This is a genomic window from Sulfoacidibacillus ferrooxidans (genome assembly GCF_022606465.1).
In the GTDB taxonomy this organism is placed as follows: domain Bacteria; phylum Bacillota; class Bacilli; order Alicyclobacillales; family SLC66; genus Sulfoacidibacillus; species Sulfoacidibacillus ferrooxidans.
Genome location: NZ_JALBUF010000001.1, coordinates 38,809 through 63,092, shown reverse-complemented (window position 1 = coordinate 63,092; position 24,284 = coordinate 38,809). Strand labels below are relative to the sequence as shown.

Annotated in this window: 28 protein-coding genes, 13 tRNA genes and 1 pseudogene; 35 read left to right on the top strand and 7 right to left on the bottom strand. The window is 43.7% G+C overall.

Going from position 1 to position 24,284, the window contains the following annotated elements:
- The first annotated feature begins 38 nt into the window (after positions 1 to 38).
- Both MM817_RS00405 and MM817_RS00400 read left to right on the top strand, forming a co-directional pair.
- On the top strand, positions 39 to 575 hold the full coding sequence (locus tag MM817_RS00405) for a hypothetical protein (protein ID WP_241711466.1): 537 nt from the start codon (positions 39 to 41) through the stop codon (positions 573 to 575).
- Positions 576 to 588: 13 nt separating this feature from the next.
- Positions 589 to 735 (top strand): hypothetical protein, encoded by a 147-nt coding sequence (locus MM817_RS00400; RefSeq protein WP_241711465.1) that lies wholly within the window; start codon positions 589 to 591, stop codon positions 733 to 735.
- 43 nt (positions 736 to 778) lie between these two features.
- Here the strand turns inward: MM817_RS00400 and acpS are convergent, their stop codons facing one another.
- Positions 779 to 1,177 (bottom strand): holo-ACP synthase, encoded by a 399-nt coding sequence (gene acpS / locus MM817_RS00395; RefSeq protein ID WP_241711464.1) that lies wholly within the window; start codon positions 1,175 to 1,177, stop codon positions 779 to 781.
- Between the two features lie 136 nt (positions 1,178 to 1,313).
- On the opposite strand from acpS, the gene MM817_RS00390 reads away from it, so the two are divergent.
- The 4 genes from MM817_RS00390 to MM817_RS00375 all read left to right on the top strand — a co-directional run bounded on the left by MM817_RS00390 (position 1,314) and on the right by MM817_RS00375 (position 4,528).
- Positions 1,314 to 1,397 (top strand) — tRNA-Leu (locus MM817_RS00390).
- Between the two features lie 178 nt (positions 1,398 to 1,575).
- Positions 1,576 to 2,691, top strand: coding sequence for a glycosyltransferase (locus tag MM817_RS00385; protein WP_241712249.1), 1,116 nt, complete (start codon positions 1,576 to 1,578; stop codon positions 2,689 to 2,691).
- Between the two features lie 111 nt (positions 2,692 to 2,802).
- Positions 2,803 to 4,026 carry a molybdopterin molybdotransferase MoeA gene (locus MM817_RS00380; protein ID WP_241711463.1) on the top strand — a complete coding sequence of 408 codons (1,224 nt, stop codon included), beginning with the start codon at positions 2,803 to 2,805 and terminating at the stop codon, positions 4,024 to 4,026.
- Positions 4,027 to 4,111: 85 nt separating this feature from the next.
- The gene (locus tag MM817_RS00375; RefSeq protein WP_241711462.1) at positions 4,112 to 4,528 is read left to right on the top strand and encodes a GtrA family protein; all 417 of its coding nucleotides are present in this window, start codon (positions 4,112 to 4,114) and stop codon (positions 4,526 to 4,528) included.
- Between the two features lie 7 nt (positions 4,529 to 4,535).
- Here the strand turns inward: MM817_RS00375 and MM817_RS00370 are convergent, their stop codons facing one another.
- Positions 4,536 to 5,831, bottom strand: a complete 1,296-nt coding sequence (locus MM817_RS00370) for a cation:proton antiporter domain-containing protein (RefSeq protein WP_241711461.1) — start codon at positions 5,829 to 5,831, stop codon at positions 4,536 to 4,538.
- 3 nt (positions 5,832 to 5,834) lie between these two features.
- Positions 5,835 to 7,361 (bottom strand): hypothetical protein, encoded by a 1,527-nt coding sequence (locus MM817_RS00365; RefSeq protein ID WP_241711460.1) that lies wholly within the window; start codon positions 7,359 to 7,361, stop codon positions 5,835 to 5,837.
- Positions 7,362 to 7,496: 135 nt separating this feature from the next.
- Between MM817_RS00365 and MM817_RS00360 the strand changes: the two genes are divergently transcribed.
- The 3 genes from MM817_RS00360 (at position 7,497) to MM817_RS00350 (ending at position 9,180) form a co-directional block, all read left to right on the top strand.
- Positions 7,497 to 7,587, top strand: a tRNA-Ser gene (locus MM817_RS00360).
- A gap of 102 nt (positions 7,588 to 7,689) precedes the next feature.
- Positions 7,690 to 8,442 carry an SDR family oxidoreductase gene (locus MM817_RS00355; RefSeq protein ID WP_241711459.1) on the top strand — a complete coding sequence of 251 codons (753 nt, stop codon included), beginning with the start codon at positions 7,690 to 7,692 and terminating at the stop codon, positions 8,440 to 8,442.
- A gap of 129 nt (positions 8,443 to 8,571) precedes the next feature.
- Complete coding sequence (locus MM817_RS00350; RefSeq protein ID WP_241711458.1) at positions 8,572 to 9,180, top strand: DUF2231 domain-containing protein; 609 nt, start codon at positions 8,572 to 8,574, stop codon at positions 9,178 to 9,180.
- A 100-nt stretch (positions 9,181 to 9,280) separates the two neighbouring features.
- Here the strand turns inward: MM817_RS00350 and lysA are convergent, their stop codons facing one another.
- Positions 9,281 to 10,585 (bottom strand): diaminopimelate decarboxylase, encoded by a 1,305-nt coding sequence (lysA, locus tag MM817_RS00345; protein ID WP_241711457.1) that lies wholly within the window; start codon positions 10,583 to 10,585, stop codon positions 9,281 to 9,283.
- A 515-nt stretch (positions 10,586 to 11,100) separates the two neighbouring features.
- Here lysA and MM817_RS00340 point away from each other — a divergent pair.
- Positions 11,101 to 11,379 (top strand): hypothetical protein, encoded by a 279-nt coding sequence (locus tag MM817_RS00340; RefSeq protein WP_241711456.1) that lies wholly within the window; start codon positions 11,101 to 11,103, stop codon positions 11,377 to 11,379.
- 64 nt (positions 11,380 to 11,443) lie between these two features.
- Here the strand turns inward: MM817_RS00340 and MM817_RS00335 are convergent, their stop codons facing one another.
- Positions 11,444 to 11,884: a hypothetical protein gene (locus tag MM817_RS00335; RefSeq protein ID WP_241711455.1), complete on the bottom strand. Its 441-nt coding sequence runs from the start codon at positions 11,882 to 11,884 to the stop codon at positions 11,444 to 11,446.
- A gap of 152 nt (positions 11,885 to 12,036) precedes the next feature.
- Here MM817_RS00335 and MM817_RS00330 point away from each other — a divergent pair, with 152 nt between their 5' ends.
- The 10 genes and pseudogenes from MM817_RS00330 (at position 12,037) to MM817_RS00285 (ending at position 17,217) form a co-directional block, all read left to right on the top strand.
- Complete coding sequence (locus MM817_RS00330) at positions 12,037 to 13,479, top strand: MFS transporter (protein ID WP_241711454.1); 1,443 nt, start codon at positions 12,037 to 12,039, stop codon at positions 13,477 to 13,479.
- Complete coding sequence (locus MM817_RS00325; protein ID WP_241711453.1) at positions 13,476 to 13,865, top strand: PadR family transcriptional regulator; 390 nt, start codon at positions 13,476 to 13,478, stop codon at positions 13,863 to 13,865. The genes MM817_RS00330 and MM817_RS00325 overlap by 4 nt, the downstream gene beginning before the upstream one ends.
- Positions 13,866 to 13,944: 79 nt before the next feature.
- Entirely contained in the window at positions 13,945 to 14,250 is a 306-nt protein-coding gene (locus MM817_RS00320; RefSeq protein ID WP_241711452.1) for a rhodanese-like domain-containing protein, read from the top strand.
- A gap of 114 nt (positions 14,251 to 14,364) precedes the next feature.
- A complete protein-coding gene (locus MM817_RS00315) occupies positions 14,365 to 14,793 on the top strand; it encodes a thioredoxin family protein (RefSeq protein ID WP_241711451.1) in 429 nt (142 codons plus the stop codon).
- 12 nt (positions 14,794 to 14,805) lie between these two features.
- A pseudogene (locus MM817_RS00310) lies at positions 14,806 to 15,009 on the top strand (thioredoxin family protein); the annotation flags it as partial.
- 17 nt (positions 15,010 to 15,026) lie between these two features.
- Complete coding sequence (locus tag MM817_RS00305) at positions 15,027 to 15,317, top strand: rhodanese-like domain-containing protein (RefSeq protein WP_241711449.1); 291 nt, start codon at positions 15,027 to 15,029, stop codon at positions 15,315 to 15,317.
- Between the two features lie 90 nt (positions 15,318 to 15,407).
- Complete coding sequence (locus MM817_RS00300; RefSeq protein ID WP_241711448.1) at positions 15,408 to 15,794, top strand: rhodanese-like domain-containing protein; 387 nt, start codon at positions 15,408 to 15,410, stop codon at positions 15,792 to 15,794.
- Between the two features lie 71 nt (positions 15,795 to 15,865).
- Positions 15,866 to 16,126 carry a metal-sensitive transcriptional regulator gene (locus MM817_RS00295; RefSeq protein WP_241712248.1) on the top strand — a complete coding sequence of 87 codons (261 nt, stop codon included), beginning with the start codon at positions 15,866 to 15,868 and terminating at the stop codon, positions 16,124 to 16,126.
- Positions 16,127 to 16,311: 185 nt separating this feature from the next.
- Positions 16,312 to 16,599, top strand: a complete 288-nt coding sequence (locus MM817_RS00290) for a metal-sensitive transcriptional regulator (protein WP_241711447.1) — start codon at positions 16,312 to 16,314, stop codon at positions 16,597 to 16,599.
- Between the two features lie 51 nt (positions 16,600 to 16,650).
- Positions 16,651 to 17,217, top strand: coding sequence for a class I SAM-dependent methyltransferase (locus tag MM817_RS00285; protein ID WP_241711446.1), 567 nt, complete (start codon positions 16,651 to 16,653; stop codon positions 17,215 to 17,217).
- 155 nt (positions 17,218 to 17,372) lie between these two features.
- Here the strand turns inward: MM817_RS00285 and MM817_RS00280 are convergent, their stop codons facing one another.
- The gene (locus MM817_RS00280) at positions 17,373 to 17,939 is read right to left on the bottom strand and encodes an NAD(P)/FAD-dependent oxidoreductase (RefSeq protein ID WP_241711445.1); all 567 of its coding nucleotides are present in this window, start codon (positions 17,937 to 17,939) and stop codon (positions 17,373 to 17,375) included.
- Between the two features lie 239 nt (positions 17,940 to 18,178).
- Between MM817_RS00280 and MM817_RS00275 the strand changes: the two genes are divergently transcribed.
- The 14 genes from MM817_RS00275 to MM817_RS00210 all read left to right on the top strand — a co-directional run bounded on the left by MM817_RS00275 (position 18,179) and on the right by MM817_RS00210 (position 22,236).
- Positions 18,179 to 18,255 (top strand) — tRNA-Arg (locus MM817_RS00275).
- A gap of 6 nt (positions 18,256 to 18,261) precedes the next feature.
- Positions 18,262 to 18,347: transfer RNA gene (locus MM817_RS00270), tRNA-Leu, on the top strand.
- Positions 18,348 to 18,373: 26 nt separating this feature from the next.
- A tRNA-Ala gene (locus tag MM817_RS00265) sits at positions 18,374 to 18,449 on the top strand.
- A gap of 5 nt (positions 18,450 to 18,454) precedes the next feature.
- Positions 18,455 to 18,529: transfer RNA gene (locus MM817_RS00260), tRNA-Asn, on the top strand.
- 4 nt (positions 18,530 to 18,533) lie between these two features.
- A tRNA-Glu gene (locus MM817_RS00255) sits at positions 18,534 to 18,608 on the top strand.
- A gap of 39 nt (positions 18,609 to 18,647) precedes the next feature.
- Positions 18,648 to 18,722 (top strand) — tRNA-Val (locus MM817_RS00250).
- A gap of 32 nt (positions 18,723 to 18,754) precedes the next feature.
- Positions 18,755 to 18,830: transfer RNA gene (locus MM817_RS00245), tRNA-Met, on the top strand.
- Between the two features lies 1 nt (position 18,831).
- Positions 18,832 to 18,908: transfer RNA gene (locus MM817_RS00240), tRNA-Ile, on the top strand.
- A 304-nt stretch (positions 18,909 to 19,212) separates the two neighbouring features.
- Entirely contained in the window at positions 19,213 to 19,863 is a 651-nt protein-coding gene (locus MM817_RS00235; protein WP_241711444.1) for an anthranilate synthase component II, read from the top strand.
- A complete protein-coding gene (locus MM817_RS00230; RefSeq protein WP_241711443.1) occupies positions 19,860 to 21,290 on the top strand; it encodes an anthranilate synthase component I family protein in 1,431 nt (476 codons plus the stop codon). Before MM817_RS00235 ends, MM817_RS00230 begins: the two co-directional genes overlap by 4 nt.
- Before the next feature lie 157 nt (positions 21,291 to 21,447).
- Positions 21,448 to 21,858 (top strand): hypothetical protein, encoded by a 411-nt coding sequence (locus MM817_RS00225; RefSeq protein WP_241711442.1) that lies wholly within the window; start codon positions 21,448 to 21,450, stop codon positions 21,856 to 21,858.
- A gap of 121 nt (positions 21,859 to 21,979) precedes the next feature.
- A tRNA-Ser gene (locus MM817_RS00220) sits at positions 21,980 to 22,072 on the top strand.
- 3 nt (positions 22,073 to 22,075) lie between these two features.
- Positions 22,076 to 22,152, top strand: a tRNA-Met gene (locus MM817_RS00215).
- A gap of 9 nt (positions 22,153 to 22,161) precedes the next feature.
- Positions 22,162 to 22,236 (top strand) — tRNA-Thr (locus MM817_RS00210).
- Between the two features lie 263 nt (positions 22,237 to 22,499).
- Here MM817_RS00210 and MM817_RS00205 read toward each other — a convergent pair.
- The gene (locus tag MM817_RS00205; protein WP_241711441.1) at positions 22,500 to 22,823 is read right to left on the bottom strand and encodes a DUF1292 domain-containing protein; all 324 of its coding nucleotides are present in this window, start codon (positions 22,821 to 22,823) and stop codon (positions 22,500 to 22,502) included.
- 216 nt (positions 22,824 to 23,039) lie between these two features.
- On the opposite strand from MM817_RS00205, the gene MM817_RS00200 reads away from it, so the two are divergent.
- Positions 23,040 to 24,179: a GerAB/ArcD/ProY family transporter gene (locus MM817_RS00200; protein WP_241711440.1), complete on the top strand. Its 1,140-nt coding sequence runs from the start codon at positions 23,040 to 23,042 to the stop codon at positions 24,177 to 24,179.
- The last annotated feature ends 105 nt before the right edge of the window (positions 24,180 to 24,284 follow it).

The following is a 24,284-nucleotide window of genomic DNA, read 5'->3' as shown; positions in this document are numbered from 1 at the left end:
GATCATCACGTTGTTTGTTGGTTAAGGGAGGGGGGACTTTGAATGAATGGATACGATCGTTTACTAAGGGGACGAAAGTAGACCTGTATTCCCGATTTCTCGCAGTAAAGTCAATACACTATGGGATTGATTTACTTACAGCAGCACTGATTTTAACGGGTCAATTACAGCCTGTGGGTATGTTTGTTGTACCGGAAGGATTTATGCTCTCTTTTTCAGGACCGATCATAGGAGCCACGGAAATTACCACCACCACTACGGGTGCCGCTTTTGTGATGGATGGTCTTGAGGTGATTACTGCGGTGCTGCTAATTGCACAAGTGTTTGGGACGACAGGGATCTATGTAACCTCTCATCGTTTTTCAATCGTAGTGGCAGGCCCACCTTTTGGCAGTAAGCCTTCTGTTGCCAATCTACCAGGTGTACCTGCATCGATTCTTAACCAATATGAAACGATGACCATGAAACATTTTGGTCTTATCAAAACGGGAGGAAAGATAAAAAAATCAGGTCGGCCCCCTATTCCAAAATCGAAACGCACACGGAAGCGAAAGAGAGGAAGGGGAGTGACATAGAGGAGGGTCGGTATTGAGCAAAGGTAAATGGAAGTTGAGTGAAGGTGCCACATTTTATCTCTTAGCGTTTCTTGCCGTGTTCTTCTTCTTTTTCACCCGTCCTGCGCCAGCAAATGATGATGAAGGAAAAGAATCTAGCGCCAACACGGCGCAAACGTAGCACTTACAAAATATCAAGATACGTGCAGGTATAGCCCAGTTGGTTAAGTGAGAACGACAAACGCGATAGCCAGTTCTTTTGTGTGAGACAAGCTTACGTGAAACTGAGTGAGTTGATAGCTTTGTGCCACTTGCTGTGCTTGTCCATGCAACAAGAGACATGGGGCACCTGACGCGTGTGATAGTGTTTCAATCTCTAAAAATGCAATCCCTTTTTCGCGTGATTGAGCAGAACACATGCGGTTTGCATCGATGGAGTAAAGGGCTTTAATGACAGCTTCTTTTACAGCAAAGCGCCCGGCCAGCAGTTCGTTCCTTCGAGTTAACGTTACATGCTGTGTTAAAGCATATTCATGGTGCGTATAGATGCGCTCACAAAATCTAGGCCGTAAAGACAGACGACCAATTCGTGCGATCTCTACTATATCAACGCCAGTTACCATGTAGTCACACCTTTTAACGTAGGATTGGTTACTATCATGTTGGCCATGAGGTCAACATGATAGTATGAAGTGAACGATAGCATACGGAGGATAAGTTGACAAATGATCTATGAGTCGATAAGATATAATCTGTTAAGCGGTCATGGCGGAATTGGCAGACGCGCAAGATTCAGGTTCTTGTGGGGGTAACCCCGTGGAGGTTCAAGTCCTCTTGACCGCATTTGAAAACGTATATGTGATATAGGAAATAGACCTTCGGGATTAACCCGAGGGTCTTTTCTTTATCTGTTGAGTACAGTGCTGTGCAACCATGTGGGACGTGTTAGACATATTTCTACTGAGATTCGGAGATAATGCTCTGGTAGAGTTTGTTTTGTACTAGGGGAGGGTATGTATTGATGGATCACGTGCTATTGATTGCGCCTGCAACGCGTGAAGAGCAAGGAATAGTCACTCGTTTGCGTCGTTATGAGAGCGCCTTTCGTACGTGTGGCTTAACAACGACGGCAATGGCCCCACTACAGGAAGAAATATTTTATAGTGTAGGATCATGGGTACATCTGATCGATCCAGTAGGTGTTGTCATGCAGTGGATGAACGAACAAACCTGTGATGTAGAAACATTTCTTGTGTGGATGCGATCACACAAAGGGATCAGCGTGACACTGACAAGTTTCAAAAATACTCTTTATGATCACAAATATGGGCAAAGTTCTCACATGGATGTTTTTTTAAAGGCTATTTTTAGCGAAGCGCGTGTGATTTTTGTAACTAGCAGAAAGTTGGCCAAACAATGGGTTTTGTTTGATCCGCGCATAGAACTTAAATTAGAAGAACTGCCTGTTGGTATTGAAATAGAGGAATTTGTACAGTCTTCAGTAGGTGCTAAAGACGATGGTGAGATACTCGAAAGACAAGATGCAACGAAACGGCGTATTGCATATGCAATCGCTAAAAAAAAGATGGTGTTGTTTGCAGGACGTTTAGATGCAACGCAATCATTGCCAGTCTTTATAGAAACAGTAGACAGACTACAGCAAATACGTCCTGATGTGCGTGGAGTAGTAGTGGGCCCCATTGGTGATGTAGAGGTAGCAAGAAATTGGATAGAACAGATGGAAAGAGCAGGCATTGCATATATTGGTGCAGTCGATCGCGCATGGATGCCTGTGCTCTATGAAATGTCAACGGTCGTTGTGGATTCAAGCCAGAGCGTTGAAGTATCTGCATCGATTTATGAAGCGATGTGGTTTAAAAAACCTGTACTTGTGCATCAACGAACACTTTCTCCCCATGCACTGCCGAGTGACGCAGTCTATGTATACGAATCTGTGGAGGATGCAGTGGACATCTTATCGCGTATTGTTGACGGAAGCATGGATATATCAGCACACATTGCCTGTGCCACGCGTTTTATAGAATCGGTAGCCATGATCAACGCGGAAGGGCTAGCTGTCATAAAGCGCATTCTTCACGAGGTTGCACTCGTGGAGGGATGCGAAAGTGTGAGTTAGGGATGATCAGATAACGAGTGAATCGTGGTAAGATGCAGATGGTGAACGCAAGTTTGCGAACGCCATCTGTTATTTTTGTCTGACAATATAGGTATCTGTAGGGGGATTATGATGGATGTACTCATTTCAATTGAAGAGGCAAGTCGTCGGTTGCAGGAAGCGGCTACAGTGTGTCAAGTAGAACAAGTGGCGCTCGATCGTGCCTTAGGGCGTGTGGTAGCAGTTGATGTGCAAGCGTTATTAGACGTTCCACATTTTGATCGAGCGATGCTAGACGGATTCGCTGTGAAGGCGGCCGACATTGTGGCAGCTACTAAAGATCAGCCGGTTGAACTACGAGTCTTAGAGACTGTCGGTGCAGGGCATGTTCCGCATGTTCATGTGGAGGCTGGGACAGCCGTGCGTACAATGACAGGTGCACCTATTGTCACAGGAGCAGATGCTATCGTAAGAATCGAATATGCAGAAGAGTTGACTCGTGACAATGAGCGGATTGTGCGTATCTATCGTGCAGTAGATGAACATGAGGCGATTCAAGAACGAGGTCATGATATCCTGGCAGGACACACTTTGCTCACGTCAGGCACGGTTTTGCAGCCGATGGAAATCGCAGTACTTGCGGCGCACGGCTATCATACTGTGACCGTTACGCGTCAACCTAGAGTGGCTATCGTAGCAACGGGCAGCGAAGTGGTACCACTTGGACAAGCGCTTCAACTTGGTCAACTCTATAACAGCAATACTCCAATGCTCACGGCGCTTGTTACACAAGCAGGTGCACAGGCAATCTCCTTTTCACCTGCAAGCGATCATAAGGAGGAGTTAACGGAGCGATTTATGGAAGCCCTTAAAACTTGTGATATTCTTGTGACAACGGGTGGAGTTTCTGTTGGGGATTACGATTTAACACCTTCTATTCTTGAAGCAATTGGTGTGAAGCGGTTATTTTGGGGGGTTTGGATGCGTCCAGGTACCCCTGTTTATGCAGGAACGTTTGACGGGCGTCTAGTATTAGCGCTATCGGGTAATCCTGCTGCCGCATTTATCAATGCGATCGTTTTCTTAGTTCCTCTTTTACGAGTACTATCAGGTCAAAAAAACGAACAAGTAGACGTTAAGGCTCGATTAAAAAATCCTCCACAAAAAAGGCGTGTTAAACACACTCGTTTTTTTGCGGGACAGCTTATTTTTATAGAAAATGAACTATGGATTGATGTGAGTGGCGAACATTCTTCTGGTGTCATGACTAATTTTATAGGGAAAATGGCGCTAGCACAAATTGGCGGAGAAGATGAATTGCGAGAAGGAGAACTTGTTTCCGTAATTCTTTTGTAAGCATGTGAGGTATGATTCGAACTCCTAGGGTGACAATGGTAATACATAAGCGCTTGCGCTTGACGACATCTTAGGAGATTACCTGATGATTTCTGCAAGGCATTTTTGGCCGCGTTATTTAATAGCAAGCATGATTAGTGTGAGTGTAACACTTCTAGTTTTTCGCATGACGTTACTCGCTTTTGATTGGTCATATGAGTCAGCGACTATTTTTGCAGCGTGTATTGCGATGCCGATTAATTGGTTGGCTGGTGAACAGCTAACGTGGATGACTACAGTTTCACGAAAAATGCGCGCATTACGATACTATCTCGTTTATACCATGGGTCTGTGTATAGAGGTAGCGGGTGTTCATTTATTTGGTCACATGCTTGGATGTACACCGCACATAGCGAATGCCTCTGCAGTATTTAGCAGTATGTTATTTACAGGTCCTATGAACCACTTGTGGATATGGTCGGGAAGCGTAGGACAAGATCGTAGAGAATGGCAAACCAAATGAAATTATATTACTCATCAGTGACACGAAATAGTCGTGCGAGAGGTAAAAAAGCAGGTAGTAAGAAAACAGATGTGGCTAGTATGGCAATAGTTACGACAAGGTCGATGTAATGGCTATGTGCCATATGAGTACGAAGCAGTTCACTTGCAAAAAGTGCTGGAATGACTCCGGTTTGTCGATTACATGCACAAAATCCTGCTTCACGAAGTGGAAAGTCTCGAACAAGTACACCTTTAACTGCCAATACGGAGAGCGGCCGCGCCACAGTAATCAGAAGTATTGCAGTGACGACGGCATAAAGCCATTCTTGTAGTGACGCATGTAATGGGAATGACAATCCCAACGAAAGAAATAGGTAACTGCGCACTGCAAATAAAATGATTGGTAATGCGGAGTGATTGTCACTTTGTACTACAGTAGTGTGGTTTATAGGCACGCGCTGTGGAGCCGTAGAATGAGTTTGGACTAGTGGTTGTGTCATAAACCCCATGAAGAAAGCCATTAAAAAAGGGCTGCTGTGTAAGATGGAGCTAGTCAAGCTTGTGAAGATAAAGATGCTAAGGACACGTAATGACAGAGAATCTATCTGTATGCGTGTTGCAGATGGTTGCTGATGTCGATAAAAAAACAGAGATGATGTCGACTGAATTTTTTTTATCAAATAGCTAAGTAGCATACTTGCAAAAATGGCGCTACCAACTTGCCATAGCAAAAGAAGTACGGCTGTAGTAAGAGATGCATGTGGTGTTAGCGCTGTAAGCAGACTGGTTGCAAGCAGTGCTGAGACGGGATCATTTAGTGCAGATTCTGCGATGAGCAGTTCTTTCATGCGTGCCTGTAGGGATACTACATCAAGTAGTGAGATCAATACAGTTGGATCTGTGCCAGCAAGTATTGCACCGATGAGTATATCGACTGCCAAGGGTAGATGTGCAACAGAGAAAGTAAACAGCAAAATGCCTAGCATCAGCGCACTAACTAGCACGCCAAGTACTGCAAGTAAAGCGACAGGCTTCCATATCAAGCGCATGGTCTGATGTGTTAATTCTGCACCGCCATAAAAAATGAGCAGCGATGCGGCCATTGTGAGCCAAAAGCGATGAGTGATCGTTAGTACGAGCGTATGAAGTGATGGAAACAGGATATTTGAGATGACACCAAGCAAGAGAAGGACTGCGACATCAGGTATAAAATAACGTCTAAACCACGGCAATCGCGGGATGAAAAAAGCGATGGTACTTAGTACAGTTATGCTAAGAAGCGCAGTCATAGACGCAGAAATCACATGTATCAGTCCAATCATATATTATAGCGGGTCTTCTTGATACATCCATGAAGGATGAGGTGTATCTTCTGTCATGTGTGCTGTTTGTTGCTGCGTATCACCATTTTTTTGTTCAAGATGGCTGAATTTTTTTGTGTAATCGTTCGTATTAGCAGGGAACCATTTGATTTCAATACTGGGTTGGCCTGTATAATCTGGTTGATTGGATACGAGTTGCTCCTTCGGTATGGTAAAGCGGCCAACCTTCAGTGTTGTCGCTTGTGGGTTTGATGTATAGAACGTGATTCCACGTAGCTGCTCCAAAGTTGGGCGATAGTAGCCTAGCACAGGATCGCGAATTTGGTCAATGACGATGGTAGTCATTCCGTTTTTAATATAGCTATGTATATGGATGTATTGCTGTATTTCGTTATATTGTAGTAGTCTGCTTGTTCGAGTAACAAGGATATGACCGTGCTGGTACTCCTGTTTTAACCGTAAGAGTGCTGTGAGGTTGTCTCCATAAAAAGGAGGATAGCTTGGATTACCACCTAAGTGTTGTGCGATACATACATACTCATGTTTTTTCTCTACTTCATGTAAATGCGCAATTGATAGCTGGCGGCTTAAGAATCTTGGATTCCAATTCCAAAGAACACCGTGAGAAGTCGTATAACCATCGTCTGTATAACGATGGAATCCAAAGCAACGATATCCATCACGCAACTTAATTGGGTAGATCAAACTATCACGACCAAAATGATCATCTCTTCCTGTCCAAATAAACTGAACACCAGCACTCCTTGCAAGATCTGCAATATAGTAGGGCGATGAGGGTAGATCTCCTTGTTGATAAGAGGATTTGATATTTCCGAAATTGCCTACATTACTTTCATTGCCATGGTTAATCCAGACGCGATACAACAGGTTATTTTCCTTGATAGCATTGACCGCTGCTTGTGCAAAAACGCGGTGAAATAACGTATCCTTTTTATTTAGTAATGAAAAATCGCCAAATCCGTGTAGTGAATCAATCCAACCAACTTTACTATAGTAAATAATGGGTGATGCATCGTGAAGATCGCTCGTTGATAAGCGATAAAAATAGCTCATCTGATCTTGCCAAGTAATGTGTTTATGAGCATCTAGGTAACCTGGACGATCATTTCCCACAAAGAAAAAACAGGAGTCACTGATATCAAGACCAAGGCCTGTGCCCATGATCGTCTTTTCGTTGGTGTTTAAAAAGCGGTGAATGATGTTAAATTTGTCGAGCGTTAGTCCATCTGCATCTGATGTAATGGCTAACATCGCATCATAGGGATAAGGGAATTTTCTTAATGCAATAAATGATGGGATTACAGGATACACAATGTTTTGTACGACATGTATTCCATGTTGTTTTCGCCCTTCTGATGCATGTACTGCACGGTGTCCAAATGCCTGTTTATGATGTAGTGATAGGTATGAAAAAAGTTGTTTTTGCACACTTGGAAAGAGGGTCAAATCGATGAAGACCATTCCAGTAAGCAGTGCGATCGTGCCTGTGACCATGCGCCGTATGCTCACCGTATGTGTCCTCCTTCAGAGATATTTTGTTGTTTAGTATGCGCGGCTATCATGTTCACTATCACATGAAGACGCCTATAGGCAGATTACATTGGACAAATACTTTTATTGTGGTATAATACATTTTGTTCGCTTGGAGAGGTGGCCGAGTGGTTGAAGGCACTCGTCTTGAAAACGAGCAACGGCTAAGAACCGTTCGTGGGTTCGAATCCCACCCTCTCCGCCAATATGGGTAGTTATCTTGTACGTTAAAGATAACTACCCATTTTATTGTGCTATCATAAGAGAGATCTTACAGAGAAGATTCAGAGTGTCAGGAGGTATTACGATGAAAGATTTAAATGGAAAAGTAGCATTGGTTACTGGTGGTGGTCGTGGGATTGGAGCTGCAACGTGTGCATTGCTTGCAGAACGTGGTGCAAAGGTGGCTGTCAACTATGTTGGCAATCAAGCGAGTGCACAAGAAGTAGTCACTACCATTCAAAGTCATGGAGGCGCTGCGTTTGCTGTACAGGCTGACGTGCGTGACGCTTTGCAAGTGGAACACATGGTAGAGCAAGTCGTAAGAACATGGGGCACAATCGATATTCTCGTCAATAACGCCAATATGTCATTTGCTATGAAGCCGCTCGCTGAAATGACTTGGGAAGAATTTTCGCAAAAGCTAAATGACGAGATGAGTGCAGCATTCCTTCTTACACAGCATGTGACGAGAAAGATGGTGGAACATCAATACGGACGTATCGTTTATATTGCAAGTGGTCTTGCCAAGCGTCCAGGACTACGAATGGCTGCACACGGAACTGCAAAAGCTGCATTAACACAGTTTGCACGCTATGTAGCACAAGAGTATGGGCCTTTTGGAATCACAGCCAATGTCATTTCACCTGGTCTTGTGATGACGGATGCAACACGTTTTCAACCACAAGAGTATGTCATGCGAACAGCAGACATGACTCCCCTTGAACATGTAGCAACACCTGAAGATGTGGCGCATGCCATTGCTATGTATGTGGGTGAGGATACGCGGTTTGTGACTGGGACGTACATACCTGTTAATGGCGGCTTATCTATGGAGTAGATGTTTACTTAAGTCTAGTAAATCCGCGTTTTGAAATCATTGTCGTCATCTCCAGGTTGATTTCAGGACTTCTATTGTATTATGGTAGCAAGGTTAGAGAATACGCCTTTGAAAGGACGGCTGGTCAACGTGTCATTCTTGCAAGGGCTTTGGAATGGACTCTTATCGGGATGGATTGCAATTGGAACGCATCTCTTCCCGCATACGATTCATCCAATGCTAGTTCATTTTCCTATTGCATTACTCTATCTCGCTTTATTGGTCGAGATCATTCGATTTGTGACAAAAAGCAGAGGCGATCGATTTTTTGATCGCGCTAGTTTTTGGATTCTGACGTTGTCGCTGTTTGCGTTAGTGGCCACTGCACTTGCAGGGATTCTCGCAGAACAGTATGTAAGGTTTACACCTACGACATCGGCACTACTTTCTGCGCATCAAAGGGATGCTGTATTGACAGGTGTTTTTGCGCTTGCTGCGTGGGTTGTACGCGTCATTAAGAAATATCCGATGCGTGAAGTGAAGGGCAGAGAACAAGGTTGGTCTTTGTTTAAAACTGGAAGAGGAAAGTCGTCATTACTTTCAACCTTGTTATTATTAGGTGCTGTGATCATGGTAAGTATCACGGGATCGCTCGGTGGATCCATGGTGTATCACTATGGTGTAGGCACGCCAAGTACGTTAAAACCGCAGTATGCAGCAGCCCTATCTGCAAAGTATCCACAAGGGCATGAAAGGTAAATAGTGCAGAGAATCATGTTTTCTATGGCAATCGCCTATACGAGCTAAAATTTCAGCTCGTATAGGCGATTGCCATGTGTATGTAGTTGATGCTCATCGATCATTCTAAACGAACATCGAAACGACATAGGTCTTCTACTGTCTCTCTTTTGACTATAGTACGTGCTGTGCCGTCTTTGACAAGGATGGCTGCAGGGTTTGGGATGCGATTATAGTGACTTGCCATCGAATAATTGTAGGCACCGGTACAGGTAATAGCGAGCAGATCTCCGGGGTGTGATTGTGGTAAAGGTGCATCCCAGATTAGCATATCTCCACTTTCACAGCATTTTCCTGCGATTGCAATGCTTTCTGTTGGTTGTTCATGCATGCGCATAGCTAATGCCGCTTCATACTTTGCTCCATATAGAGCGAGACGAGGGTTATCTGTCATGCCCCCATCGACTGCGACATAGGTGCGAACGTGGGGGATTTCTTTGCGGCTTCCCACTGTGTAGAGTGTGGTTCCTGCTTGCGCAACGATGCTACGTCCAGGTTCTAGCATGAGCAGTGGTAAATCCATACCATGTGTCAAAAAAGCTTCTTTTGTAACTGCAATTAACTCTTCTGTAAGCGTTTCAATGGGAGTGGGGGTATCTTCTTCTGTATATCGTACACCAAGCCCTCCACCTAAATTGAGCACATGCAAATGCAACTCGTAGTTTTGCAAGAGCCACGCATATTGTTCCGCAAGTCTGTGGGCAGCTAGTCGGAATCCTTCCACATCAAAAATTTGCGATCCAATATGCGAATGAAGGCCCACAAGTTGTAATTCTTTATGTTCTTTTACTTGTTTAACTGCTTGTTGTACTTGACCACTTTTTAAATCAAATCCAAATTTAGAATCTTGTTGTCCTGTAGAAATAAACTCGTGTGTATGAGCCTCTACGCCCGGTGCTACACGCAAGAGAATATCCATAGAGCGGTTTTGCTCATGCAAAATAGAGGCCAGAAGATCAATTTCATAAAAATTATCAACAACAATCAGCCCGACGCCAACTTCAACTGCATAGCGCAACTCATGGTCACTCTTATTATTGCCGTTCATGCACATATGGCTTGGATGAATTCCGGCGCGTATCGCAGTATATAATTCTCCTTCAGAGACAATATCAAGCCATAGACCTTCCGAATCAGCTAGTTGACACATGCCTATTGTGCAAAATGCTTTACATGCATAAGCAATCCGATGAGGTAGATGAGCGCGTTCAAAAGGTCTTTTATATGCACGCATTTGTTCTCTAATAAAATCCTCATCGTAAACATAGAGAGGTGTGCCATACGTTTCTGTAAGTTGTGATACTGGACAACCTCCAATGGATAGCTCTCCATTTTCTGTTATTTTACTGGTTCCATACAGTTGCATTGATAAGCCCCTCTCGTCATCGTGCGTTTGTGCAAGGATACACCCTGTGAGGGTGGATGTCATCGTATCGTATGCAAAAACCAGCAATTTGATTGTGTGATTTATATTGAAAAGCATTCATACAGAATAAATATACTTAAATTAGATTAAATATGCAATACGATGACTGTGGTTTTAGCGTGGCAACAAGAACGATAATAAATGTAAAAAATAGGCTATTTTATAGGTGTGTGTCATTTGAGGATAGCAGCGCTGGTTCATACGTTGAAGTATGGCTAACTGAGAGAGGGGGATGTTCAATGTACGGGGTATTTGGAGCGTATACACAGTGGGCAGTTGTTTTCCTTATTATCTTTGTACTATTTTTCCTATTAGTACCGGCTTATCGTGAGGTATGTCAGACAGTTCCAGTAGCGTAGTAAATAGTAGATGAACTTATTGTGATACGTGACTGGGTATTGATTGGTCACGAAGTCATCTTGATAAGAAGTGTAATCAAGGAGGTGACAATGTACATGAACACACTTGATCCGCGGTTGCTTCATGTTTTTCGTGCAAAAATGGCGAATCCAGTATACTGGCGGCGCGTGCATAGTTGTTTGCGCGCACTACCACCAGATGCGGTGGCAACACCGGATGGATGTGCTGGCCTAGTAGATCATTTATGTGGTGTGCTCGGGGTATCGATTACTCCTGCACAACGAGCAGGAGCCATTCAATGGTTAGCAGCACAGCGTTTAAATCCGCAAAACCCGAATCATCACTGGCGTATGTGGCATTATGTATACGGATAAATAAAAAGGGGCGCATATGCCCCCTTTTTTTATGAGGGGAAGTTGATCTTGCTTAGTAATAATATTAACGATGACGTTTAGTGGAATGGTGTTTTGTGGTATGTTTACGAAGGTGACCTGCAATTTCTAATAACCGGTGGTCAAGGTCACTTTGAACGTGACCGATTTCACGATGGAGAGACTCTAAATGATGGATTTTTCGTTTGGCTTCTAACAGTTCTTTATATAAAAGATCATATGAACCTTTAGATTTTGGAGTGACAGTTGAAAGAACTTGCGAATGCTGAGTAGTAGAACGAGCTCTTTTTTTCCGAGTCGCTGGAAGCGGTGCAAGTAAAGGCGTTGTTGGATGATGGTTAGAATTAGTGATGCTTTCTGTAAGATGGGGCATCGTGACTGGTTCTGTTTGTATCCGTTTTTCATTTTCTAACAATGTCTGAGTTCGCGCATCGATATATGCTTTGACAATCATGGGTACCCAGCGGAGTTTTGAAAGTTTCTTCACATGTATTCGACCCCTCTTTACTTGCCCTTATATGGTCATTATGATATGCAGAAGATCGACTAGTCGTCTCTGACTTTTATGAGATTGTTTACTGAATGATATAATGACTAATACAGTATAATGTGATAATCTGTAATGGTAGGAGGAATCGTATGACGAAACGACAGTTATGGCTCGCATTTGCCTTTGTAACAACATCGACTTTTATGGTCAATGTGGATAGCAGTATTGTCAATGTTGCTTTGCCTACTTTAGCGCATCAATTTCATCTAGGTGTTGCATCATTGCAGTGGGTTGTGACTATGTATCTTCTAGTGATTACAGCCATTCTCCCGATTGTTGCCAAGTTAGCTGATGTATTGGGGCGGCGGCGTATTTTTGCAATTGGTCTCGCCATCTTTATCGTGAGCTCACTTGCGTGTGGATTATCACAGCATTTTTGGGAACTGGTTGCGGCGCGCGGGGTGCAAGGCATTGGGGGTTCGATTATGCAAGCCAATGTCATGTCGATTGTCACGCTTATGTTTCCAGAAGATATGCGCGGTAGAGCGCTTGGCACGATTGGGAGCGTAGTTGCAGGTGGAACGCTCATGGGGCCTATTTTGGGTGGGCTATTGATCGCGTGGTTTGGATGGCCAAGCATTTTCTTTGTCAATGTACCAGTTGGGATCATAGGAATCATTGGCGTGTTACGCTATGTGCCCAAATTTCCAGGTAAACCTTTGCGACGGCGATTTGATACTTTAGGCGGGGGATTATTCGCAGCCTTTGTTGTAGTTTTTTTAACGCTGTTTGCAGATCTGTCACATTCTGCAGTATCCTTAAAAGATGGAATACTTGCGATAGCCTCGGTGGCGTTGTTATATGCTTTTATTCGCGTCGAATTACGTCGCGAAGAACCATTGGTTGTTTTATCCGTCTTTCGTCGTCCGCTGTTTAGTGCAGCGATGGGTGCAGGTCTTTTATATTGGATTCTCATGTTATTCCCGGCCTTTTTAATGCCTCTTTATTTGCAGGAAATATTGCATGTACCCGTATGGGAGATTGGATTACTGATGGTACCGCAAAGTGTTGCAATGCTTATCGTTTCGCCAATAGGCGGCTATTTTAGCGATCGGTATGGCACGATTGGCCCGGCAACTGTGGGGATGGTGTTGTTTGTCGCAGCGGATCTTTTATTTACTCGACTCGGTGCGCATACAAGCATTTTATTTGCGATTGGAGCAATGACACTGCAAGGAATCGCAGCTGGCATGTTTAGCTCTCCAAATAACGCAGAAATTTTTAATCGAGCAGATGCGGAGTTAACGGGGATCGTGGGAGGGTTGATTGCCTCCGAACGCAATTTTGGTCGTTCACTTGGTGTTACTTCTGCGGCTCTTGCTCTATCGCTTGGCATTGAAATGTTCGGAAGTCACAGCCGTGGACATGATGTTGCCATGAGATTAGTTCCTAGTCACGTCTTTACTTCTGCTTTTGATTTTGCATTTTGGGTCGCTACAGGAATTGCCATTATAGCGATCGTACTCGTAGTATTACCGCATTTTTTGCGGCACAAAATAGCACAAGAATTAACTATGATAAAAGGAGAGTGACCTTTACGGAGAGCTTATCGGCAGATTCGAAACAAAAACGTCAAACAGGCAAGCACCTACCAGCATTCCTTTTACTATTGATCGCAAAACATAAAGGACACGGTGGAGCACTCATGGCAGAGCTGAGTGAATTATTACCTGATTGGACCATTGATAGCGGTGGGATTTACCGTATTTTGCGGGATATGGAGGAACATAAACTTCTTCTTTCTACATGGGATACTCCAGATGGTGGGGCACCCAGACGCGTATATAGCCTAACTGACGCAGGAAGACATGAATTAAATCAGTGGCATGAGGACATTCTAGCGCGTAAGCGGGGTCTTGATTTATTTGTAGAGATGTACCGCGAGTGGGAGTCTCAAAATCCAGGTATAGACGCTTGACATATACCCTATAGGGTATATAATAACGGTGTCAGCAGGCTAAGTGTTGACGACCTAAGAATGCAGGAGGGATTTTGATATGGCAGTGCCGCAGTGGATGCCGATTGATGTAAAAGAACGCTTAAAAGAGAATAAAAATTTACAGATTATTGATGTGCGTGAACCATATGAGTATAATTCGGGACATATTCCTGGCGCGATTTCGATACCCCTTGGTCAATTGCAAGAGCGTCATGGTGAGATCGATAAGAATTCAGAAGCAGTGATCGTATGTTTGAGTGGCGGTCGTAGCTCTTCTGCTTGCAACTTTTTGCAAAGCGCGGGCTTTAAAAATATCTATAATCTTATGGGTGGCATGTCCGGTTGGGACGGCGATGTTATTTAAGTTTTACACTGTTGCAATAATGGCAGTGTGACGTTGATCCACGCGCAGCAGGTTATAAGGCTACGCGTGGGTTTCTCATATGTGATGATGTTGTTGAATTAGGGGGGTGTGCGTATGCTAATAGGCAAGAAAGATCAAGAAGCCATTTCATCTCACTTTCAGGCACTGACTGGTAAAGTTCGCATGGTCTTGTTTGAAGCTGCTATGGATTGCCCGTATTGTGCACAAACAAAAGAATTAGTTACAGAAGTGGCTGCGTTGTCACCGCACATTGATGTAGAAATTTACAACTACCATACAGATGAAGTTGCGGTTAGAAAGTATGGCATCACAAAAATTCCAGCGATTGTACTGCTTGATGATCAAGACAAAGATTATGGCATTCGGTTTTATGGAATTCCATCAGGGTACGAATTCTCTACGCTGATTGAAGATATTATGATGGTGTCGACCGGAAAAACATCGCTCACTGAAAAGACGGTGGAAGTACTTAAGAATTTGAAACAAAAGGTACATCTTCAGGTTTTTGTAACTCCTACCTGACCTTACTGTCCAGCCGCGGTGCGGCTTGCGCATATGGCAGCATTTGTTAGTGATCAAGTGGTCGGAGATATGGTTGAAGCCTCGGAGTTCCCGGAACTTTCTGAGCGATTTGACGTATATGGAGTTCCGAAGACAGTGATCAATGATACGGGAAGTATGGAAGGTGCAGTTCCTGAAACGGCATTTTTGGAGAAAATCTTACAAACAATTGATTAGAGAGGAGATCGCACATAGTGGCTACGCGCACGACAATTACATTTCCTGAATTGAAAAGTAAATTGTATGCTCACGATAAGGTGAAGGTGATTGATGTACGTGAGATATCAGAGTATAGAGAAGGTCATATCGAAGGATCTGTACTCATTCCTCTAGACGAATTGCCCTATCGATTACATGAGATAGAACCACATGATGAGATTGTAGTCGTATGCAAATCAGGTAATCGCAGTTCACAAGCTTGCACGATTTTACAACAACGTGGATTTACCAATGTACGATCTTTAGTGGGAGGACTTTCTAGTTAAAGATTTTGATGACGTTGTATGAGATGGCCTTGTCTTCTTTTATTGGGCGAGGCCTCTGCTGTATTTGAGTATATGAATGGGGATAGACATATGCATTCAACAACCCTTATTATTTTAGCCGTCATTGTTTTTTTGATTGTATATACTGCCATGAAACGCAGGGGAGGAGCGGGTGTGCGATCGATTCCTGCTAGTCAACTGGAAGAAGCGATGAAATCCAAAAACGGGAAGAGTTTTCTTGATGTGCGGGAGCCGGGAGAATATAGAGGTGGACATGTGGCTGGCATGAAAAATCTCCCGTTAAGTCAGTTGTCTAGCCGCCTCAGTGAAGTACCTAAGGATCACGAAGTGTATGTGATGTGTCGCAGTGGCCATCGCAGTATGCAGGCAGCTAACATATTAAAAAAAGCAGGATATGTAAATGTGATCAATGTGTCCGGCGGCATTAGCGCATGGCATGGTCCTATTAAAAAATAACGGAAGATTAAAGGGGCAAGCGCGAAGAGGTGGAGTGACCTATGGACGACATGCAACGTTTTAACGAGGAGATGGAATATCCAGCAGACATCAAAAATCGTTTGCGTCGCATAGAAGGCCAAGTGCGTGGTGTTCTCGGTATGATGGAAAGCGAACGCGGCTGTCAAGATGTGATTACGCAATTGACTGCTGTTCGAACTGCTGTCGATCGCGTACTAATGTATATCGTTGGTGCAAATATGGAGCGCTGTATTCGCCAAGAAATGGATGAAGGTGCTCCAGCTGATGAAGTCATTCGGCTAGCGATAGAGGCATTGATGCGCAGTCGCTAGTGGATCAGCACGATTATATTTCAAGTGTTTCTTAACTCCTATAGAAAGTGTAATGTAGAGAAGGATATGAGACATCCTGATCTAACTATGCACCTTCTTTTAGGAGTTTTTTTGTTTCGCACTCCCTAAGTGCGCAAAATCAGCGTATAATTCATATGGAGTAAACAAAAAGGAGAGCGAGTTGAATGGAGAGCGATACCTTGAATAATAGCACGACCTATCCAAAGCCAATCAAGAATCGATTACGGCGCATAGAAGGACAATTGCGCGGGGTTTTGAATATGATGGAGCGTGAGCAAGGGTGTCGCGATGTCATGACTCAACTTTCTGCCATTCGCGCTGGGGTAGAACGAGTGCAAATGTATGTGATTGCAACCAACATGGAGCGTTGCATACGGGAAGAAGTGACTAGTGGACAACCGTCTACTGAAGCCATTGAAGAAGCTATTCGAGCGTTGATGAAGACTACGTAGAGCACTGATCGGTGCAAACACCGTATGATTTTATGATTTGGGGGAAATTAGATGGGACACAGATTTAATCCTGCACATTTAGAACGATTACTTTCACCAGAACGGCAAAAAATGTTGCCGACAGAGCAAATTTTAGATCGCATCGGGCACACGCAAGAAACTTCCTTTGCTGATGTGGGTGTAGGACCTGGCTATTTTGCGTTGCCAGCTGCAAAAAGATCACAAGCTACTGTCTATGGCGTTGATGTGCAACCAGAGATGCTTATTGCACTTAAGGAGCGCGCAGCTCAATTAGAGTTACACAATGTAAAAACGGTACTAGGTAGTGCGGACGAGATTCCTTTAGATGCAGGCTTAGTCGATTGTACATTATGCGCTTTGGTTCTTCATGAAGTCGAGCGGCTTCCGAATGCGCTTGCAGAGTTAAAACGCATTACAAAAGCAGGTGGCAGAATCGGGATTATTGAATGGGAGAAAAAGCCTACTTCTTATGGGCCTCCTGTTTCTGAACGGCTGGCGAAAGAGGATCTTCTTGAACAGCTCCAGACATTACATGCTGTACATATTGACGAGTGGGAACCCAATGAGGATCAGTACATGCTGATCGTTCAGTTATAATTCAACGCAATGTTTACGCTATAACTAGCGCACGTAGTGGTGAGAAGAGTGTAGCTTACTTGTTCAAAGTTGCTTTCTGAAACACTCATGGCTACCCTTCTATAGACGACTAAGTATGCCTATAGAAGGGTAGCCATGAGTACGTCTTGTAGCGATTAGTCGTGCCACATAAAAGGCTTTTGTAAAAATTCACTAGCAATTTGAACACCAACAAAGGCTCCTTGGCCTGCTGCGATCACTGATTGACTTGGAACATTAGCGATGAGACCTGCTGCATATATTCCCGGCTGTGCAGTCTTCCCATCATAACCGATACCTTCAATATGACGGATTTTTCGACTAGGTACATGCTCGTTTACAAGTAAAGCATAGTCGTGCTTTGTGAGTAATTCAAATCCAAGATTGACAGCCAATACGACATAAGGAGCAGTGAAGCTGCGACCATCCTCTGTGATGACGGTATAGGGTCTATTTGTTGTTTTAAGCTCTGTAGCTTTTCCTAAAGTTAGCGTAGCGCCTGCTGTCGTTACTTGTTCTCGTGCAGCTAACAACCAGTCTTCACCAGCGATGCCTTGTGCAAAGCCAGGGAAATTAAATACTGCTTTTACTGAACCGAGTTGAGAGGTCTGCTGATCGATAACCACAGTCTCCATCCCTGCCTTGCTCGTATACAGTGCGCAACTAAGGCCAGCAACTCCGCCGCCGATAATAATAACATCCATCGTTCAACACTCCTACATGTAAACTACTTCATATATACCCCTAATGGTATAGGTGAGGGCAGGTGTTGTCAAACATATTGGATCAATTGTAGTAGGATGTTCATATACAATGATTGTTTAGTAAGAGAGTAGTTCATCTCTAGTAGTTCATCGATACTATCGGGAACATTAAAAAAATAAGCATCTAGACTTGACTTCATATAGGCGAAAATGATATTCTACTCGTGTCGCTAAGACAAGTGCCCGTAGCTCAGCTGGATAGAGCGTTTGACTACGAATCAAAAGGCCGGGAGTTCGAATCTCTCCGGGCACACCATTAGTTGCCGAAGTGGCGGAATTGGCAGACGCACGCGCCTCAAAAGCGCGCGGGTAACCCCCGTGCCGGTTCGAGTCCGGCCTTCGGCACCACTCTCTTGAATGTGTAGTTCATATCGGGGGCTATAGCTCAGTTGGTAGAGCGCTTGAATCGCACTCAAGAGGTCAGCGGTTCGAATCCGCTTAGCTCCACCAGATATTCCTCGATAGCTCAGCGGTAGAGCATCCGGCTGTTAACCGGAGGGTCGTAGGTTCGAATCCTACTCGGGGAGCCATAAAGGCCCCATGGTCAAGCGGTTAAGACACCACCCTTTCACGGTGGGAACAGGGGTTCGAATCCCCTTGGGGTCACCATGAAAGTTTATTGTGACACGAAGATTATTGTGATAGGATGGGTGGTTAGCTCAGCGGGAGAGCACTCGCCTCACACGCGAGGGGTCGGCAGTTCGATCCTGCCACCGCCCACCATAAATTCACTGTTAAATTGGATGTACACTCGTCGCGGGGTGGAGCAGTTGGCAGCTCGTCGGGCTCATAACCCGAAGGTCGCAGGTTCGAGTCCTGCCCCCGCAACCATGGGCCTATAGCTCAGCTGGCTAGAGCGCACGACTGATAATCGTGAGGTCAGTGGTTCAAGTCCACTTAGGCCCACCATAGTCAAAAAACGAGTAAGTGATAAAAAGAGTTTACTAAGTCATCGTTACTTAGTAAACTCTTTTTATCATCATGAAGGTTTCGATTGAGTATTGACGCAATGCTGGATACGCAGTATGCTTGCAATGAGCCAAGAGAAGAGTCGCCGTTTTTCGGCGTTAGACTAGAGTCGTTTGAGTTGAGGAGAGCTTAGCGTTTTTGTATATGTTAAGCAGCATGTTTATTTAGCATGCAAAGATAACCTTAACCACGACGGAACCGGCGCGGTTTTTTTGTTGCCAATTTTATGAGGGGGGTTCCCGGCGTGATTGTTGTGATTGATAATTATGATTCATTTACGTTTAATTTAGTGCAATATATGAAGATGGCTGGAGCGGATGTTCGTGTATTTCGCAACGATGAGATAACGGTTGAGCAGGTCAAAGCACTCAATCCTCATGGGATTGTACTGTCTCCTGGGCCATGCACACCGCTTGAAGCGGGGATCTCAGTTCACGTTGTTCAACAATTATATACTTCTATTCCTATGTTAGGGGTGTGCTTGGGACATCAATCGATCGGTCAAGCATTTGGTGCACAAATTGTGCGAGCTAAGACACTGATGCATGGAAAAACGTCAATCATTGAACACAATGGAGAGTCAGAGTTGTTTACACGTATCCCGGCACGATATACCGCAGCTAGATATCACTCATTAGTTGTTGAGCCAAATTCTCTACCACAAGAGCTTCGCGTTATAGCGACAACAGATGACGGTGTGATCATGGCTCTTTCACACGCAACATATCCGGTTTTTGGTGTCCAGTTTCATCCGGAAGCTGTTTTAACGGAGTATGGGCATGAATTAATCGAGAATTTCCTTTTGATCGCGGATGAATGGGCAAAGCATCAACAAACCGATTCATCCTCAACTACAGGTAGGAAAACTTCAGTCTCTGAGGAGGTTCAAGTATGACTACACATGTAGATGAAGAGTTACGAGTGCGGACGACGCGTTATGAATTGAAAACACAAGCAGAGGCATTTGCATTTTTTGTTGCATTTGTTCGTGAATATGGGGAAGATCAAGCGTTTTTGCTCGACTCTGTTACGGATGCTAATAAATCATATTGCTCGTCGATGATTGGTCTTTTCCCAATGATAGCTGTCAAGGGGAAAGGAAATCAGCTTTCACTGAGTGGTCACAAATCGGTAGTAGAACGACTTCATATGGATTCTTCGCAAACGATCTGTGGTGATCTCTCGACACGTTTAGATGAAATCTTACATTCGTTTGCTGTAGAGGTACAGTTACCAGCATACGCTTTTGGGTATCTTGGATTTTTTGGCTATGATGCGATACGTTATTTTGAAAAAATTCCTGTGTCAACACACGATGATCGCGAAATTGACGACTTTCATTTGCAGATTCATCGCATCGTGATGCATATCACACCGGAGATGACGGTTGTTTATGTGCATGATATAGACGGTGTTGATGGTCCTTTAATTGAAGACGTTGAGCGTATTATGGAGACGGCTAGAACACAGCCACTTTTCTTTAGAGGATATGATCAAACGAAACTGACTTCCCATGAGGACGTTTCACTTGAAGTATATCGTCAACGTGTAGAGCGTATTAAGGAGTATGTTCGTGCTGGAGATGTCTTTCAATGTGTCATTTCTAAGCGGTTACGTGTAATGGGAGACGTTGATACACTCGAAGTGTATGGACGTTTACGCAAGATGAATCCATCTCCCTATATGTTTTACGCTCACTATGGATCGTATCTCATCTTTGGTGCCAGTCCAGAAATGCAATTGCGTATCGAGGGAAAAGATGTGCAAATGCGACCTATTGCAGGAACATCAAAAGGCAAAGGTAGTACACCTGAAGAAAATCAGCGGTTGATTGATGATTTGCAACATGATCCAAAAGAGCGCGCAGAGCATGTGATGTTAGTCGATCTCTGTAGAAATGACATTGGTCGCATCGCAGTTCCAGGTACTGTACAAGTAGAGCAGTTACTTGAAATTGAGGAATATTCACATGTGTATCATTTGGTTTCGCGGGTATCTGCAAAAATTCTCGATGGCATAAGTCCTTTTGATGTGTTTTTATCTACATTTCCAGCTGGGACGTTGTCTGGTGCTCCTAAAGTGCGGGCGATGGAAATTATTGATGAATTAGAAGATGTTCACCGAGGACCTTATGGTGGAATTATTGGTATGTTTGATGTGCTTGGTAACGTGGATACGGCAATTATTATTCGCACTGTGGTCTATCAAGATAACGTGTGTTATTTGCAAGCAGGAGCTGGTATTGTAGCTGATTCAGATGCAGACCAAGAATGGAAGGAATGCGACCATAAGCTAGGTGCTTTACGTGCAACAATTTATTAGGAGTTATTAAGCGTATGGATTCCTGCATGATGGTTGGTGAGAGAAGAATCTTGCATAAAAACAGTGTGGGTGTTCATCCACACTGTTTTTATGTTCTAACGGACAAATTGTGTGGAGTAATGTGAGAGAGGGGCAGATGAAAAGGGGCGTGAATCATGTGGATGAATTGATGCAATTTGTTGCCGTCATGGCAGCCGTATCAACAGGTGCACAAGCGATTACGCAACAAATGAAAAAACGCCTACATTTTTTGCATTTACAGGCAAAGGCAGAGCCAAACGATAGTAAGTGGGATGAACTCTATGAGGATGCACTGCGTAACGTCAATATTCACTTTCTCGCAGGTTTAAATGGCACCGTGTTGGCGGGTGTTGCACAAATTCATCCCTTAGAAATGCTAAAGCTTACGCCAATCTGGGCAAATATATCGCCTGAGTGGGTAGGTGATGGTATGGATTACTTATCTGCAGGAGTGTTGGTTGCGTATGGTGGTCCTTGGTTTCATGATTTACTCGGACTATTACGTGCATACAAGATTCAACTTGCGCAATTGCCAAAATCAAAATAGTTGATGTTGATCATCATGTATAGGCAGTATAAGGAAGATGTGTGCAATTAATTTTAGACTATATTTGCATGATATTAGTTGCCTGTCCCAAGGATTTGTGGTATATTATCTCTTGTCGCACGGAGAGATGTCCGAGTTGGTCGAAGGAGCACGATTGGAAATCGTGTAGGCGGCTTTAACCGTCTCGTGGGTTCGAATCCCACTCTCTCCGCCAGACGGCGGAGTAGCTCAGCTGGTTAGAGCATGCGGTTCATACCCGCAGTGTCGGGGGTTCGAGTCCCTTCTCCGCCACCATGAATTATTGCCACTTTGGCTCAGGGGTAGAGCAGCTCACTCGTAATGAGCAGGTCCCCGGTTCGAATCCGGGAAGTGGCTCCATGAAGTAGTAAAAGATGCTTTTTCGATAATGAGAAGCATCTTTTTTGTGTTTATGATTTGTTGTCGTAAAACTGCGTGTGTTTTTCTGGTTTTGCTAAGCGATGATCGATGGTTGGAGCGATTTTCTTCATGATATTCTACACGCATCCCATAAAAAATGCTTCCTGCGCACTGTTAGTACATGCGGGAAGCATTTTTTATGGGATGCATAGAGAGGTGATTAGCTTTTTGCCTACTCTTGCGCCATGTGCTAGTACTGCTCACTATTCTTGTTCATCTTCCTCAAGCATCTCGTTATACACGCGTTCTACATTTGTCCACTCTGCATCGTCTTCAATGGCGATGAAGTCCAAAAATTGTTCCCCATCAACATCCTTTTCTTCTACACGGAAAATAAATCCTTCTTCTGTCGTGCCATCTGCAGATACAAGTACTGCATAAATTCGCGTTTCAACTTCAAATGTTTCAGCGATCAGAAATTCATGTTCATTGCCGTCTTCATCTTCTAGTATGACGACTTCTTCATCAACGAATTCATGCTCATGATCGTGTTGGTGTTCATCATCGTGTTCGTCGTGGTTTGACAATGGGAGGCCCCTCTTTCTCTCTGCGCATCTGCGCATTCTCTGCATACCCATCTTATCATTAGATCATGGTTTTTCAAAGTAGAGGAGATCACTTTCAATCTGCGCATCCTATTTGTGAAGATTTGGTGATAGATGTGATAATTAGCCTGCAATTGGGGAAAGACAAAGAATAATGATCTGTAAAAAAGCATGGTACTTTGTGAGGAGATTTTCTTAGTGATTAAAGATGGTCATATTAGCCCAAATCAGTTAATAGCTATCTTCTTTATTTTAGTCATGGCTAAGGAAATGGATCCTGCTATCCTTGTTCTCATTCACTGGGGTCATAGTGCTGCTGATCTATTGCTTATGATCAGTCAACTTGGCATCATTGCATTAATGACTATTTTGCTGCCTCTCTTTAAAGACCCATCTAAAAATTTGATTGACCATATCGCTGAAACTTTCGGCCCAATATTAGGGACAATCTTTGGAATGATGTTATTTATTCCGTTATTAATGGATGTATCGATGAGTGTCACATTTGATAGTGAACAAATACGATCTGTTTTTTTGCCGACGACACCAGTAGCAGTTACCTTATTCGTTTGTATTTTAGCGATGATTATTCCAGTTTACTATGGAGTTGAGGTGTTAGGACGAGCTAATCTTATCGTGTTTGGGATGCTGTTTGGCATATTAATCGTATGGGATATGTTAACTTTAAAAAGTTGCAGTATACATAATTTACCTCCGATATTAGGTCCAGGCATTCCTACGCTGTTACAATCAGGCGTGTTACACGTTGGATTTTTAGGTGAATTTATAGATTATTTAATGTTAAGACCGTATGTTCGCAGTTATACGAGTTATCGTCGATCTTTTTACATCGTTGCTTTTGCAACACTGATTATCGGCATGATCCGATTGGCCATCGTGCAAATGAAATTTCCTTATCCAACAGATGATTATTTATTTTTCCCGTTTATGGAGGCGGTGAAACTCATCTATTTTGGTAGGTACATTCAGCACGTGGAGGCAGTGTATGCTGTCATATGGTTGGTGGTTGCACTTGCGAGACTTGGGTTAATGATGTACTTGCTCGCACTGATGGCAGCTTCAATTGCACGTGCTCATAATTATCGCCGGTTTGCGCCTAGTATAGCAGCGCTTATTTTTTATGGAGCACTTATCCCTCCTACATTATCGGATGCCATTGACTTTAAGGATGTGGTCTTATCGCAAAAAATGCAACCTGTATATGGTGGAGTGGTTGTTTTACTTGCTTTGGTCAAGTACTTTCAACTGTTTAAACAATGGAGGGCGAAGAAAAAAACGAAGGTGCCGTCTACTTCTCATGCAAAACCTGACTACTGATGGTGAGTGCATATCATAAAGTGGCATACAGAATCTTATATTGATTTTATGTCTTCTGATAGTATACTATAAATAAGTAGATATTTCAATTATTTGCTTATTTTA